Source organism: Helicobacter bilis, assembly GCF_001999985.1.
In the GTDB taxonomy this organism is placed as follows: Bacteria; Campylobacterota; Campylobacteria; order Campylobacterales; family Helicobacteraceae; genus Helicobacter_A; species Helicobacter_A rappini.
The window spans coordinates 1,049,734-1,065,278 of the sequence record NZ_CP019645.1; the positions used below are offsets into that span (position 1 = coordinate 1,049,734).

12 protein-coding genes are annotated in these 15,545 nt (G+C 37.3%); 11 read left to right on the forward strand and 1 reads right to left on the reverse strand.

The window, feature by feature from the left end:
* Positions 1-2 precede the first annotated feature (2 nt).
* Positions 3-1,613 (forward strand): bifunctional anthranilate synthase component II/anthranilate phosphoribosyltransferase, encoded by a 1,611-nt coding sequence (locus XJ32_RS04970; protein ID WP_077388546.1) that lies wholly within the window; start codon positions 3-5, stop codon positions 1,611-1,613.
* A gap of 273 nt (positions 1,614-1,886) precedes the next feature.
* Here XJ32_RS04970 and XJ32_RS04975 read toward each other — a convergent pair whose 3' ends face one another.
* Positions 1,887-2,600, reverse strand: coding sequence for a YebC/PmpR family DNA-binding transcriptional regulator (locus XJ32_RS04975; protein ID WP_077388547.1), 714 nt, complete (start codon positions 2,598-2,600; stop codon positions 1,887-1,889).
* Between the two features lie 129 nt (positions 2,601-2,729).
* Between XJ32_RS04975 and XJ32_RS04980 the strand changes: the two genes are divergently transcribed.
* From XJ32_RS04980 to XJ32_RS05025, 10 genes are all read left to right on the forward strand, one after another.
* Positions 2,730-3,800, forward strand: coding sequence for an Mrp/NBP35 family ATP-binding protein (locus XJ32_RS04980; protein ID WP_077388548.1), 1,071 nt, complete (start codon positions 2,730-2,732; stop codon positions 3,798-3,800).
* A gap of 204 nt (positions 3,801-4,004) precedes the next feature.
* Positions 4,005-5,201: a succinyl-diaminopimelate desuccinylase gene (gene dapE, locus XJ32_RS04985; RefSeq protein ID WP_077388549.1), complete on the forward strand. Its 1,197-nt coding sequence runs from the start codon at positions 4,005-4,007 to the stop codon at positions 5,199-5,201.
* Positions 5,202-5,498: 297 nt separating this feature from the next.
* Positions 5,499-5,747 carry a phosphoribosylformylglycinamidine synthase subunit PurS gene (purS, locus tag XJ32_RS04990; RefSeq protein WP_005216732.1) on the forward strand — a complete coding sequence of 83 codons (249 nt, stop codon included), beginning with the start codon at positions 5,499-5,501 and terminating at the stop codon, positions 5,745-5,747.
* A gap of 15 nt (positions 5,748-5,762) precedes the next feature.
* Entirely contained in the window at positions 5,763-6,449 is a 687-nt protein-coding gene (gene purQ / locus XJ32_RS04995) for a phosphoribosylformylglycinamidine synthase subunit PurQ (protein WP_077388550.1), read from the forward strand.
* 50 nt (positions 6,450-6,499) lie between these two features.
* Complete coding sequence (locus XJ32_RS05000; RefSeq protein ID WP_254422495.1) at positions 6,500-7,987, forward strand: tetratricopeptide repeat protein; 1,488 nt, start codon at positions 6,500-6,502, stop codon at positions 7,985-7,987.
* A gap of 152 nt (positions 7,988-8,139) precedes the next feature.
* Complete coding sequence (locus XJ32_RS05005) at positions 8,140-8,802, forward strand: type II secretion system protein (protein ID WP_077388552.1); 663 nt, start codon at positions 8,140-8,142, stop codon at positions 8,800-8,802.
* A 60-nt stretch (positions 8,803-8,862) separates the two neighbouring features.
* Entirely contained in the window at positions 8,863-9,777 is a 915-nt protein-coding gene (locus XJ32_RS05010; RefSeq protein ID WP_077388553.1) for a radical SAM protein, read from the forward strand.
* 175 nt (positions 9,778-9,952) lie between these two features.
* On the forward strand, positions 9,953-10,945 hold the full coding sequence (purM, locus tag XJ32_RS05015) for a phosphoribosylformylglycinamidine cyclo-ligase (RefSeq protein ID WP_077388554.1): 993 nt from the start codon (positions 9,953-9,955) through the stop codon (positions 10,943-10,945).
* A 5-nt stretch (positions 10,946-10,950) separates the two neighbouring features.
* On the forward strand, positions 10,951-11,682 hold the full coding sequence (locus XJ32_RS05020) for an SH3 domain-containing protein (protein WP_077388555.1): 732 nt from the start codon (positions 10,951-10,953) through the stop codon (positions 11,680-11,682).
* A 224-nt stretch (positions 11,683-11,906) separates the two neighbouring features.
* Entirely contained in the window at positions 11,907-15,437 is a 3,531-nt protein-coding gene (locus XJ32_RS05025) for an acyl-[ACP]--phospholipid O-acyltransferase (RefSeq protein WP_437339617.1), read from the forward strand.
* Positions 15,438-15,545: the final 108 nt, after the last annotated feature.

Below are 15,545 nucleotides of genomic sequence, written 5' to 3' on the forward strand. Positions count from 1 at the left end.
GAGTGATACTTTTAATTGATAATTATGATTCTTTTACATATAATATCTATCAGCTTGTAGCAAAGCTAGGCTTTAGTGTCATTGTGAAACGCAACGATGCTATTGATATTGAAACAATCCGCATGTTAAAACCCACACATATCATACTAGGACCGGGACCTAATAGCCCTAAAGATTCTAGAATCTGCCTTGATATTATTACGCAGTTAAAAGGTGAATATCCTATTCTTGGTATCTGTCTTGGACATGAAGCCATTTTGTATGCCTTTGATGTGCCTATTGTCAATGCAAAAAATATAGTGCATGGCAAGGTATCTCCACTCACACACACAGAAGATGGAATCTTTACAAATATCCCCCAGCATGTCCAAATCACTCGCTATCACTCTTTAGTCGCTAAAAGAGAGCAAATACCAGATTGCTTTCACATTAATGCTGTGAGTGATGATGGCGAAGTTATGGCGGTAACACACAAGCAATATCCACTTTTTGGCTTACAATTTCACCCAGAATCTATTGGCACACAATATGGCGAAAAGATGATTCTAAACTTCATTCACTACAAAAGGCGAAGCATACCTATAAAGCTTTACCTGCAAAAATTAGCCCATTTAGAGAATCTAAGCTTTGTAGAAAGCTATGATTTAATGGAGTGTATCGCAGAAAACGATCTCACACCAGCACAACTTGGCAGCCTTATCACAAGCTTTTATCACAAAGGACCAAGCGGGGAAGAACTTGCGGCATTTGCAAGTCTTCTCATATCAAAGGCAAAGCATTTTGAAATACAAGATTCTAAACGCATTGATATTGTCGGCACGGGTGGGAGTGCGAGAAAAACTTTTAATGTTTCAACGACAACTGCCCTATTGTTAGCAAGTATGGGCTTAAAAGTCGCAAAGCATGGCAATCGCGGTATTACAAGTAAAAGTGGGAGTGCAGACTTACTCACAAATCTAGGCATTAATATCAATATGGATATGCAGACTTGCAAGGCATGTTATGAGAATCTTGGCATTACTTTCCTTTTTGCACCAAATATCCATAACGCCCTAAAACATGTGCAAGGTGTGCGTAAAGAGCTAGGCTTTAAAAGCTTTTTTAACTTACTTGGTCCTTTAAGTAATCCATTGCGACCCACACATCAGCTTATAGGTGTGTTTAGCAAAGATTATACAGAACTTCTTGCAAATGCCCTAAAGATTCTAGGCGTTGAAAGGGCAATGGTCGTGCATGGGCTAGATGGTATTGATGAGATAAGTCTTTGTGCAGCAACACAAGTTAGTGAGCTAAAAGATGGAGAGATTCACACTTATATTTTCTCACCGCAAAAGCTAGGTATAGAACTCGCCAATCACGCAGAATTACGCGGTGGCGATGTCGCTATGAATGCAGAAATCACACTTGATATACTAAGCGGTAAAGCAAGTAAAAAAGCAGATTTAGTCGCTCTAAATGCAGGTGCAAGTCTTTATATCTATGGCTATGCTGATAGCATTGAAGCTGGATTTCATTTAGCAAGAGAGCATTTACAAAGCAAAAAAGCATTAAATCTTTTAGAATCTTTTCGCTTGCAAAGTAACATATCGCAAAGTAATATGAAAAACGAGTAAGGTGTGTATATTAAAAGCTAAAAGCAATTTTGGCTTATCAGTAACTATTGATACAAGTCCATATTGTCTCTTTTTGAGAGACAATTTTGTGTTGTAAGGTAAATAATCAATCTATATAAATGTATATCCCCATAATCTTGCAACTCCGTATTTATAACACAAAATTATTCCTATTCTCTATTTAAAAATAACATAGCCTTGTGGGTCTATTGTAAAAGCTTATAGCATTATATAAATACATGCCTTTTTCTAGGCTAATCGCATTAAAAAACCTTACGCAAGGTTTGTATAAACCGCTTGCACATCATCATCATCTTCGATTTTATCGAGCAGTTTATCAAGTTCTTGCATTTGCTCTTCTGTAAGGGTTATGGGGCTTGTTGGGATTCTTACAAGTTTTGCGGACTTTACTTCAATATTTAGATTCTCTAAACCAAGTGCTAATGTCCCAAAATCTTCATATTTAGAATATGCTGTATAGCTATTTTCTTCTTCATTTTTTTCTAATAAATCAAGTCCGCAGTCGATGAGTGCTAACTCTACTTCATCAACATTATCATCATTTAAAGTGATTTGAAACTCGCCCTTTCTCTCAAACATAAAGTCAATCGCCCCATTTGTAAGCAAGCTTGCATTTGGCGTTTTGTTGAAATAGCTTTTTATGTTTGCGACCGTTCTTGTTGGATTATCAGTCGCACATTCTATAAATATAAGCACACCATTTGCGGCTTTGCCCTCGTAGCTTACTTCCTCAAAATGTCCGTCCTTGCCACTTGCACGCTTGATTGCCGCATCGATATTATCTTTTGGCATGTTTTGTGCCTTTGCATTAGCGATAGCCGTGCGTAATTTTGCATTCATTTCTGGGTCTAGTCCGCCCTCTTTTGCGGCGATTGTGATTGCTGTCGCAAGCTTTGGAAAGATTTTACTCATTTTGCCCCATCGCTTTTCTTTTGCAGCTCTACGATATTCAAACGCTCTACCCATAATAATCTCCCTGCTAGATTCTAAAAATAAAAGGCGACATTATATCATACGCATTTAAATGTTTTAGAATCTATGAACTTCTATCAAATACGCTATAATTTCACACATAACACAATATAAAGGAAAAATATGAAAAAAATGGTCGAAGACGCATTAAAACAAGTAATTTACCCAAACTTTGAGAAAGACATTGTAACCTTTGGCTTTGTAAGTAAGATAGAGATAAACAATAATGTATGCTATCTTAAGGTAAATATCCCATCAAGCAATGAAGAAGTCATTAAAAAAGTCAAAGAAGAGATTCTAGAAAAGACAAAATCCCTTCCACTAGCAAATATCGACATAGAGATTGTAACGCCAAATATACAAAAAGCACAAACAGAGCAATCCCCTAAGAATCTAGCCCCATCAATCAAGCATTTTGTAATGGTAAGCAGCGGTAAAGGCGGTGTTGGTAAATCAACAACAAGTGTGAATCTCGCCATTTCACTCGCAAAAAGCGGTAAAAAAGTAGGCTTACTTGATGCTGATATTTATGGACCAAATGTCCCGCGTATGTTTGGACTAGATGGCGTTGAGCCAAAGACTAGCCAAGATGGTAAGAAGCTTTTACCTTTAGAGCAGTATGGTGTCAAAATGATAAGTATAGAATCTATCTATGGTAAAGGGCAGAGCTTTATATGGAGAGGACCTGTGGTTATGCGTATCATTACGCAGTTGCTGCAAGATGTGGAGTGGGGAGAGCTTGACATTATGGTCGTTGATATGCCACCGGGAACGGGTGATGCACAGCTTACACTAGCTCAAAGTGTGCCTGTTGGTGCGGGTATAAATGTAACGACACCGCAAATGGTAGCCATTGATGATGGATTCCGTGCGCTTGATATGTTTGCAAAATGCAATATCCCAATTTTTGGAATCATTGAAAATATGAGTGGTTTTATATGCCCTGATTGTAATAAAACCTATGAGATTTTTGGAAAGGGTAATAGCGATATGTTAGCACAAGAGTTTCATACAGAAGTTGTAGCTAAGATTCCATTAGAGCCAAGCATTGTAGCAGCAAGTGATAGCGGTAAGCCTATTAGCTTCTTTGAGCCTGATAGCAGGACAAGCAAAAGCTATATGGAATGTGCCTTGCGTTTAATTGAATTTTTAGAATCAAATAGGGCAGATAATAGCGCCATTCAACCGCGTTAGATTTCTCGCATGACTTAAGCAGATAGTTCTAAACATACAAAAGTTTAGATTCTATACCTTTAAGGTGGGTGCAAAATGGGGTTTTAGATTCTAATGCAAAATTTTGTTTTGATTAAAACCCAGAATGGCTTTGAATATGTGTTAGAATCTAGGCAAGATTTAGCACAAGGTTTGGAATCAGTCAAATTTATAATGGAGTAAAACATGGCATTAGAGATTCTAAAAAAACTTATACAATATCCTACAATCACGCCGCTAGAGCATGGAATCTATGAGTATATACAGACACTTTTACCTTCATTTCAAGCTTTATATATTGAAAAAGGTGGTGTAAAAAATGTGTTGTTTTATAAGATTCCAAAGGGATATGATGAAAAGAGTGCATGGGATAGACTAAAGCATTTTTGCTTTGCAGGGCATATTGATGTGGTAAAGCCCGGTGGCGGGGCAGTTGTGCCAAAGGATATACACGACACACAAGATAGCGAACAAAATAAAGGTGAGTGGAGTTATCCGCCATTTACCCCTACAATACATGATGGCTATATCTATGGTCGTGGCACGCAGGATATGAAAGGTGGTATTGCCTGTTTTATCAAGGCATTGCAAGATTTTATAAGTGAGAATGAAACTCAAATGATTTTTTCTGTGCTTTTAACAAGTGATGAAGAGGGTGAAGGGATCTATGGCACACAATACATGCTAGAAATCCTAAAAGAAAAGGGCATGCTACCTACATACGCCATTGTCGCAGAGCCTACAAGCACGAAGTTTGCGGGGGATACGATAAAGGTTGGCAGACGAGGGTCTATTAATGGTGTGATTAAGATTCTAGGGAAGCAGGGGCATGTCGCCTATCCTGAAAAGTGTATCAATCCAGTGGAGTTACTCGGCAGTAAGCTAGGGCTTTTAGCGGGGGTAAATCTTGATAGTGGAGATTGCGTATTTAGCGCATCAAAGCTTGTGATAACGGATATAAGAGGCGGCATTGAAGCGGTGAATGTAACGCCCAATGATTTAGTCATTATGTTTAATGTGAGAAACTCCACAATGACGACTTTAGAGAGTGTGAAATCGCATGTAGATTCTGTATTGAATGGACTGCCTTACACGCTAGAGCTAAAACAAAGCTCAAAAAGCTTTCATACAAAAGATAGTGTTTTAATCACGCTTTTACAAGATTCTATCCATGAAGTAGCACAAATACAAGCAGATCTTAGCACAAGTGGTGGCACAAGTGATGCAAGATTTTTGAGTGAATATGGCGTAGAAGTGGTAGAGCTTGGCTTATGCAATGATAGAATCCACGCAGTAGATGAAAGGGTGTCTTTGCAAGATATAGAACAATTAGAGAGAATCTTTTCTGTATTTTTGAAGAGATTGTTACAAGATGGGGTGTAGAATTTATAAATTTTGCACCCTACACCTACCCCAAGCGATTGAGAATCTAGATTCCACAAAACAGCTTGTCATATTGAGCGAAGCGAAATATCTAATATGAAATCTAAGTAAAGATTAATCTAAAAATAGATTCAAATAAAGATGTTTCACTTTTTACAAAAGCCCAAAATGACACAAATCTAGAATCGTTTAGTCTCACGCAACTTAAAAGGATAGCGAGTTTTTCACTTTATAAACAATAACTTTATAAAAAATATTCTATAATACGCCTTTACTAGATTGCAAAAAAGGATAGCAATGCGTTATGATATAGCCATAGAAGTTAGCACAAGAGATGGTGTTTTAAATCCAGAATCAAAAGCGATTTTACAAGCATTGCAAGGGCATGATTTCGCGGTATCAAAACTCACTATGAATAAAAGATTCTATCTCACTTTAGAGGCAAAAGATAAGGTTGAAGCACAGAATCTAGCAAAAGACATGTGTGAAGATTTTCTAGCAAATCCAATCATACAAGATTATACAATCAAAGTGCAAGAAGCATAATCTAGGGGCGTAGTTATGGTAGCGATTTTGCATTTTTTAGGGACAAATTGCCAATATGATGTTGCGAACTTTTACACAAGACAGGGTATAGAAAATACGCTTATATGGCACACAGAAAGCACTTTGCCAAAAGAGACGAAGTTAGCCGTTATTGCAGGTGGGTTTAGCTATGGCGACTATCTTAGATGTGGGGCAATAGCCGCTCAATCTCAAAGCATGAAAGCATTAAAGCGATATGTGGAGAATGGGGGTAGGGTACTTGGCATTTGCAATGGATTTCAGATTCTATGTGAATCAAAGCTTTTGCCCGGCGTGCTTATGCGGAATAAAGACTTAAAATTTATCTCTAAAAATGCCCTTTTGCGTGTAAAAGCAAAAGATAATGCTATGCTTAAAGACTATGGGGAAAATGAAGAATTTATGCTGCCTATAGCACACGCAGAGGGGAATTATCAAATAGATTCTAAAGGCTTAGAAACACTATATAATAATAATCAAGTGTTGCTGCAATACGCTGATGATATAAATGGCAGTGTGGATAAAATCGCTGGAATCTGCAATAAAGAACACAATGTCTTCGGGCTTATGCCACACCCTGAAAGAGCGGTGCATAAGAAGTCAATTAACACAGATTCGCTAGATAACTCAAGCCAAAATGCTATGGGTATAGCCATGCTTCATTCACTCTATAATGAAGCATAAATTGTTTGGTATATATTTTGCTTTTAATACAAAACTGCTAGATTAAGGATATGATGATGAAAAAAAGGATATTTTTACTCGCTTTAATTAGCTTTTCTCTTTGCGTGTATGCTGCTGATGAAGAGCAGGCAGAGACAAGAGCCGCACAACCAAAAGCACAGCAAAATACGGGCAATTCGGGGAAAAGCCCTGTAACAAATGTGCCTGCAAATGGCGGCTATGACTTACGCGATCCAAGATATTATGGCGGACAATACAATATGCAAGGCGGATATTATCCACAGCAATATTATGCACCTTATGGTGGCTACTATCGCTATGATCCTTATGATCCAAGGACTTATGAGCGATATTATGACCCTTATGATCCACGAACCTATGAGAAATACTATTATGGCAATAACTTCTATTATCCTGTGCCTTCATATCCTACGCCCTCGATTCCACAAACTATACCAAGCTATGGTCAAGGGCAACCTGTGTATAATGGCGATGAAGAGAAACCACAAGCCCCAAGTGTTGTGCCAAGCCAAAATCAAGCATGGTTTGATGAAGGCGGTGGGAATCAGATTCAAATCGCACCAACGCCGCCAAGTGATATTGCTATAAGCTATGCACCGCGTGTGCCACCAATGCCTTATACACCAAATAACATTAATATCGTGCAACCAAGCTATAATTTCCCTAAGCCAGATAATAGTCCAACAGAAAACGCACTGGCAGATCCAAAAAGTGCAAGTGCTACACTAAATGCAGGGGTTGAGGCGGCAAGAAAGGGCGATTATAAACAAGCTTTGAGTATGTTTAATACTGCATGTGATCAAGGTAATCCTGCAGGCTGCTTTGGTGTGGGTGTAATGTTTATGTATGGGGCTGGAGTGCAGAGTGATACACAAAAGGCGATTAAATACTATCAAAAAGGCTGTGCTGGTGGCGATCCAACTGCATGTGCGAATCTTGGTATGATTTATGATGAAGCACCAAATATGGGGAATAATAAGCAAAAAGCTGCAGAAATGTATATGACAGGCTGTGCTGGTGGTGATGTCGATGCGTGTAATAATATCGGCTGGGCGTATGCAAATGGCTCGGGTGTGCCAAAAGATTTGAATAAAGCCTTGCAATACTATCGCTTTGCGTGTGATGCAGGTAGTCAGCTAGGCTGCTATAATCTAGGCTTACTCAATAATGCAAGTAGCGCGTATGGAATCAATAACGCAAATATGAATCCAGCGGATTTAAACTATGTAGCATGTAATGCAGGGGATATTGTAGGCTGTGCAAATCTTGGTTATATTTACGCACAAGGGCTTGAGGGTGCGCCGATTAACTATGGACTTGCGGCACAATATTTTAATACCGCATGTATGGGCGGTGTAGCAAGTAGCTGTAATAATCTAGGTGTTTTATACGAGCAGGGCAGGGGCATTACACAAAATGCAGGACAAGCTTTGCAAATGTATAGCCTTGCATGTGAAGCAGGACTACAAAATGGCTGTGATAATTACAGAAATCTAAAGAAAAAGGTTGGGGGATAATTTAGATTTAATCGTTCAGGTGAGCTGTGGGCTTATGGGGTATAAATGAGTGGATTGTAGATTCTAGTAGTTGTCATATTGAGTGTAGCGAAATATCTAGTATAGAATCTACATTTTATAGCTATATAGTTAAGTATATGTAAGAAGTGGATATGAAAAAACTAAAATGGCTCAATGTATCTTGTGTATTTAATAAGATTAAACATTCCCTATGTGCTTTTAAAGTAAAACCTCTTTATTCCTATGTGAAAAAAGCTCTAAACCATAAATTCACATTTAGCTTATCATGTCGCAATGCACCAGATTCTAATAAAACCTTGACAGATACAAAGCTAATATGGAATCTAGATCCTAAAAAGCTACATAAAATCATACGATATAGCACAGGTTTTAGCATGATGGAGCTTTTATTTGTGCTTGTGATAATCGGCATATTAGCGAGTCTTGCATTGCCACGCATAAGCTTTTCTCGTAATAATGCCCTAAGTGTTGCTATCCAAAGCGATATACAAACCATTATTTCAAGCACACAAGAATATGCGATTACAAATGAGTTTATGCCGCAAAATGCTAATCCACAATGGCTTGTTAACTACCTGCATTTATCACCACAGCGATGGGTTGTAAGTGGAGATTCTCTAAAAATTGCTAAAAATGGTGTGCCAGATTCTCAAAACGACTGCCTTAGTATTCGCTTTAACCAAACAAGTGCTTTAGAGATTCTATTTAACAGATCTCAAAACTCTAATTTATGTCAGAATCTTTTGAAAAATTATGCAAGTGATATTATCATTCCCCTGCATATTACGCCTTAAAGATTATTAGATTCCCGCTACATTTTACTGATATAATTATAAAAATATAAAAGGATATACATGCAAATTGTCTTTGGACCTATTCTATCAAGACGCTTTGGTGTGAGTTTGGGTATAGATTTAAGTCCCTACACAAAGCAATGCAATTTTGACTGCGTATATTGTGAGCTTGAGGCAAAAAAGCCAATGGACGCACAAACTCAAATCGCACCGCTAGAGATTATCTTAGAATCTATTCAGCATGCTTTGAGAACACACACCGATATTGATGTGCTAACCTTTACTGCGAATGGAGAGCCAACTCTTTATCCACACCTAGAAAAACTCATATTACAAGTAAAAGAATTATTAAAAGAATATCCAAACATTAAAACCCTTATACTAAGCAATGGCTCTCGTTTCCACGCACAAAAAAATGCACTCAATCACTTTGATATTGTTAAATTTTCGCTTGATTCTGCGGTTACAAAGAATTTTAAACGCGTGGATAAGCCAAGTAAAACGCTTGATTTAGTTACAATTAAACAAGACATTAAAGACTTTTCTAAGCAATATGGCGGTGAGTTAGTCGCTGAAGTATTGATTGTAGCAAACATGAATGATGATATGGAATCTAATAAGGAGAATGCCGCATTTTTGCGTGAAGTGGATATTAAACGCGTGGATATTTCAACCATTGATCGACCAAGCTCCCATAGAGTATATCCTGTGAGTAATGAAAAGTTATATGAGTTAAGCACATTGTATGAAGGGCTAAATGTATGTGTTGTTACGCGTAAAAATGATGCGATAAATGTTACGCAACAAGACCTTAGCGAAACAGAGATTCTAGAACTATTAAAAAGGCGACCTTTAACGCATGTAGATTGTGAAATTTTACTCACAAAAGAGAGTGTAAATCGACTTGAAAATATGTGTGCGATAGGACAAATAAAGATAAAAAATATTGCTGGTGTGTCGTTTTATTGCGTGTAGTTTCTCTTGTGCCTAGCAGATATGGTATGTATGCTGAAGTAGATAGACTTTTGTGCGTGTTTTTTACACAAATAAAATTAATGCTATTACAATACTTTGATTTTTTTATGTTTTAAAGCATATTTTGAGTGATTTTTTGTTACAATTCCTGCGATTAAAGACTGATGAGGAAAATATGGAAACACTGCAATATAAAGACTTTGGTGTGGATATAGACGAGGGCAATAGCTTCGTCCAAGCATTAAAACCACTTGTAAAAGAAACTTTTAATCCGCTTGTTTTGGGCGGTTTGGGTGGCTTTTCTGGTTGCTTTGCCATGCCGACAGGTTACAAAAATCCTATATTATGTGCGGCGACTGATGGCGTTGGCTCAAAGCTTAGTCTAGCCCTTAGTCATAATAGGCTAGATAATATAGGCATTGATTTGGTTGCTATGTGTGTGAATGATCTTATTTGTGATTTTGCTGTGCCTATGTTTTTTCTTGATTATTATGCTACACATAAACTTGTGAGTGAAGATGCCTTGCGTATTGTGCGTGGTATTGCAGAGGGTTGCAAACAGGCAAAATGTGCCTTAATAGGCGGTGAAACTGCAGAAATGCCAAGCGTATATGCAAAGGGTGATTTTGACCTAGCGGGTTTTGCAGTAGGCATTGCAGAAAGAGATGATATACAAAGGCGTTCAAGCATAGCAGAAGGTGATGTGATACTCGGCTTAAAAAGCAGTGGATTCCATAGCAATGGATTTTCCCTTGTGCGTGGCATTATCGATACAAAAAAGATTAATGTAGAGATGGATTTTTTAGGAAAAACACTCATAGATTCTATACTAGAGCCTACTCGAATCTATGTAGAACCATTTTTGCAACATAAAGATTCTATAAAAGGACTAGCCCATATCACAGGCGGGGGGATTAAAGAGAATCTTATCCGCATTTTGCCAGAAAATACACAGGCTATTATTAGTGAAAGTGCCATAGAGATTCCAGAAATTTATCAGTTTTTCCTGCCCTATGTTGATAAAGAAGAGGCATGGCGTGTATTTAATATGGGCGTTGGCATGGTAGTTATCGTGCCAAAAGAAAACGCGCAAAAGTTAGCACAAAGTATGCAAGCTAGTGTCATTGGACATATACAGACAGGGCAAAAGCAAGTTATCATAAAGTAGATTCTATGAAACTAAAATTCTATGCGAAATTATATGCTTTACCACTTGGTATTATATGTGCATGTTTTTTAGTATATTATTTTGTTTTTGATTCTCTCACTCAATATCAGCAACGCGTAGTTACTATTACCCAAGTAGAAAATCCACAAAACAATGATGAAATTGATGAAAAAGTGCGTATGAAAGAAGAGCTAGAAAAAATCAAGCAAAGCTCAAATGTCGATTTTATCCACAATACCCTATCGGAAAATCTAAATCGCATTAGCACCTATGCAAACATAGAGTTTGAAGACACAAAAGCAATCGCACAGACAGAACCAAAACAGAAGCCAAGTAACCCACAAAATCGCAGCACAATAGAAGTGAATAAAATTGATAATGTAGATTATGTCCCATACAGACAGATTCACACGCATGAGTTACCAAACGCATTTTCAGCAAATCTAAACTCCCCAACAAATATTAAACTCTATAATACCAACAATCCCTATGATGTGAAAAGCATACAAATCGCACAAAAGGATAAAAAACAATGGGCGACCCCAACCACAAAACAAGCAAAAATCTACCACTCACCAAACACGCAATCAAAGATAATCGCCATTAATAAAGATGGTATCAAAATGCAGGTTATAGACACCAAAAAATCATGGGCTCATGTCCGCTATGCCATCAATAAAGAAACTTTTATAGACGGCTATATCCCTTTACAAAATATACGATTTGTTAATAAATAATACAATTTCAGTTCGGTAGGCTGTGAGAATCTAAAATATAAGAAAAAGTCCTTTAATTGATAGTAAGGAGTCTAGCTTTGTTGTATGAGTGTCAAAGAGACACCATAATTAAACGAGATTCTCATTTCCACCACTCTAAAACAAACCACAATTTCCACTTTACTACAAAACTTCTGCTAGAATCCCAAGTCTTATACAATAAGAGTTTCAGCATAAATATAAGGATATATATGAATAAGATTTATAAAATCAAAGGTTTTACTCCATTTATCATTGTAGCATTTATCAATGCCTTTATTGATTTAGGGCATAAGGTGCTAATGCTAAGCATTATCTATAAGTCATTTAGTGAGGGGGAACATTTATTTTATAACTCCATTGCAAATGCACTTGTGATTCTGCCTTTTGTTCTGCTTTTTTCCCCTGCTGGTTTTCTTAGTGATAAGTTTTCAAAAAATAAGATTCTAAAGATTGGGGCTTTTGTTAATATCATTCTTTTATGTATTCTTATGTTTTTTTACTCCATAGGCTTTTTTTGGGGGGCATTTTATATGACGCTGCTTATGGGTATGCAAGCTGCCATTTACTCCCCTGCAAAGTATGGGTATATAAAAGAGCTTGTAGGTAAAGAGAATCTTACATGGGGAAATGGCATTATACAAGCAACTGCGATTGTAGCAATGCTTGGTGGTATGATATTTTTTTCAGCCCTTTTTGAGAGATTCTATACAGATGGACTTACAGATCCCTCACTCATTATAAAAGATATGGTGTTTTTAGCGATACTGCTTTGCTTCTTTGCATGTTTGGAATTTTTACTAAGCTTTAGACTACCGACAATAAGACAAGATTCTAATATTTCATTCAATAAGGACAAATATCTAAGAGGTGAGCTTTTAAAAGAGAATCTAGCAGTTATGAAAAAGCATAGAATGATTTATCTCTCTGTGCTTTTTATAGCAGTATTTTGGACTATCTCACAACTGCTTGTTAATATCTTTCCTGTATATGCGAAAAATGTATTAAGAATCATGGATACAGATATTGTCAATATGCTTATTGCTTGCACTGGACTTGGCATTATTGTAGGCTCAATCATTGCTGGTCGCTATTCTAAAAACTATATTGAGACAGGTCTCATACCGCTTGGTGCGTGTATCATGTCTATTGCCCTTTTATTATTTGGCGTTTTTAACTCTCTATTTAGCATTTCACTTCTTTTCTTTCTTTTTGGCTTAGGTGGGGCATTATATGTTGTGCCATTAAATGCGTTAATGCAGTTTTATAGCAATGATAAGGAATTGGGGACAATCCTTGCTGGAAATAACTTCGTGCAGAATATCGGCATGCTTTTAGCCCTATTTATCGCTACTTTATTTGGCATACAGAATCTACCTGTTGAGTGGCTTTTCTATGTGAGTGCCTTGCTTGGAATAGTCGCTACTTTATATATGATAAAGCTATTACCTTTCTCACTTGTTAGAATCTTAGTTAGCATGGCAATATTGCAGAGATACAGACTCGTTGTAGAGGGCTTTAATAATATCCCGCAAAAAGGCGGTGTATTGCTGCTTGGGAATCATATCTCATTTATCGACTGGGCTATCGTGCAGATGGCTGTGCCTAAGAAAGTGTATTTTGTAATGGAGAGAAGTATTTATTCTCGTTGGTATATTAAGTTTTTCCTTGATTTCTTTGGTGTGATACCTGTATCTAGCTTAGGAAGTCGTGGGGCAATAGAGCAGATTCAAAAGAGATTAAGCAATGGAGATATTGTGTGTTTATTCCCTGAAGGTGTGATTAGTCGGCATGGACATTTAAATGAATTTAAAAGTGGATTTGAGAAAATCGCACAAGGTGTTGATGAGAGTCTTGCAGTTGTTCTGCCTTTTTACATTCGCGGTATGTGGGGCAGTATCTTTAGTCGTAGCAATGAGCAGTTTAGAGAGCGTAAAAAAAGCTTTACAAAAAGAAGTGTAAGCATTGCCTTTGGTATGCCCCTGCCACTTCATACACAAAAAGAAAAGATTAAAGCAAAAGTATTTGAGATGAGTTTTAAAGCATGGGAACATCAGTGTCAAAACTCGCCAACTATCCCTGCTGCTTTTATAGAATCTTGCAAACGCGGTGGAGGCGATATTGCTATCATTGATACACAAACAGGCAGTATGTCTTATCGTAAATTGCTTACACTTTGTGTTATGCTTAGTCAAGATATGAAAGAGTTAAGCTATAAGCCACTACCAAAAAGGACAAATAGCTGTTCTCTTCCAAATGATTGCATAGGTGTTATGCTGCCTGCTTCTTTAGCAAGTGTGTTATGTAATTTCTCAAGTATGATGGCTGGAAAAATCGTTGTCAATCTCAACTTTACTGCCGGACCAAAGGCGATTAAAAGCGCAATAGTGTCTTCTAATATCTCACATATCTATACTTCAAAAAAGTTTTTAGAAAAGCTAAAAGACAAAGGCATAGAGATTGATTTTAGCGGTGTTACCCTGCATTTTATGGAAGATATTGTCGCACAGATTCGTAAGCAAAAAGTAGCCTTTATACTCAATATTTCTTTTATCACACTTGCACCTACTTGGCTTTTAAAGCTTTTGTTTGCAAAGGAAAGCAAGATAGAATCTGTATGTGCCATTCTCTTTAGTAGCGGGAGTGAGGGCGTGCCAAAGGGTGTTATGCTTAGTCATTTAAACATTATGAGTAATATCGCACAAATCGCTGATGTAATCCATGCAAGAAATGATGAGACCATGCTGTCTTCTCTGCCACCATTCCATGCTTTTGGCTTAACCGTTACAACGCTTATGCCACTTATTGAAAATATGCTTGTCATCTCACATGCTGATCCAACAGACGCATTAGGTATCGCAAGGGCAATAGCACAAAATAATGTAACAATCATGTGTGCGACTTCTACCCTACTTGGAATCTATGCGAGAAATCCAAAGATTGATAGAGTAATGTTTGATAGCATTCGTTTAACTGTGGCAGGGGCTGAAAAGCTAAAAAAAGAAGTGCGTGAGGCTTACACGATGAAGTTTAATAAGCCCATTTATGAAGGCTATGGTGCGACTGAAACCACGCCTGTTGCAAGTGTGAATCTACCTGATGAATTTGATGTTACATTCTGGCAGATTCACAGAGCAAATAAAGAGGGCAGTGTAGGTATGCCACTTCCTGGGACTGCTATTAGAATCGTAGATTATGACACGCTAGAAGAGCTGCCATTAGGAGAGCATGGACTAATCCTTATAGGCGGACATCAAATCATGGTAGGCTATCTCAATGATGAAGAAAAAACAAATGAAGTGATTATCGATTTACATGGAATCCGCTGGTATAAAAGCGGGGATAAAGGCTATCTAGATTCTGATGGTTTCTTACATATTACAGACAGATATTCTCGCTTTGCAAAAATTGGCGGTGAGATGATTAGCTTATCAAGCGTTGAAGAAGAGATTGCAAAAGTCTTTAAACATAAAGAGATTTCAAGTGAAGTAAAGTTTTGTGCAGTAGCACTCGAAGATAGCAAAAAAGGCGAAAAAGTAGTATTACTTATAGAATCCCCACAAGAGCATTGTGCCATAGCAATTGAGAGTATTAAAAAATCTGATATTATCCCGCTTAAAAAGCCAAGCGAATATTTTATCGTAGATAAGATTCCAATACTTGGCAGTGGTAAAGTAGATCTAAAAAGCACAAAGGAACTTGCTAGGGAGATTGAGGGAAAGAAGTTTATGGGATAAACATTTGATTATTGGAATATATAAGTTAGAGAGAGTGATATTGGATTTAATCTTTGGATATGAAAATGAATGAGTTGAACCCCAACAAATTTTATAATCTTATGCTTC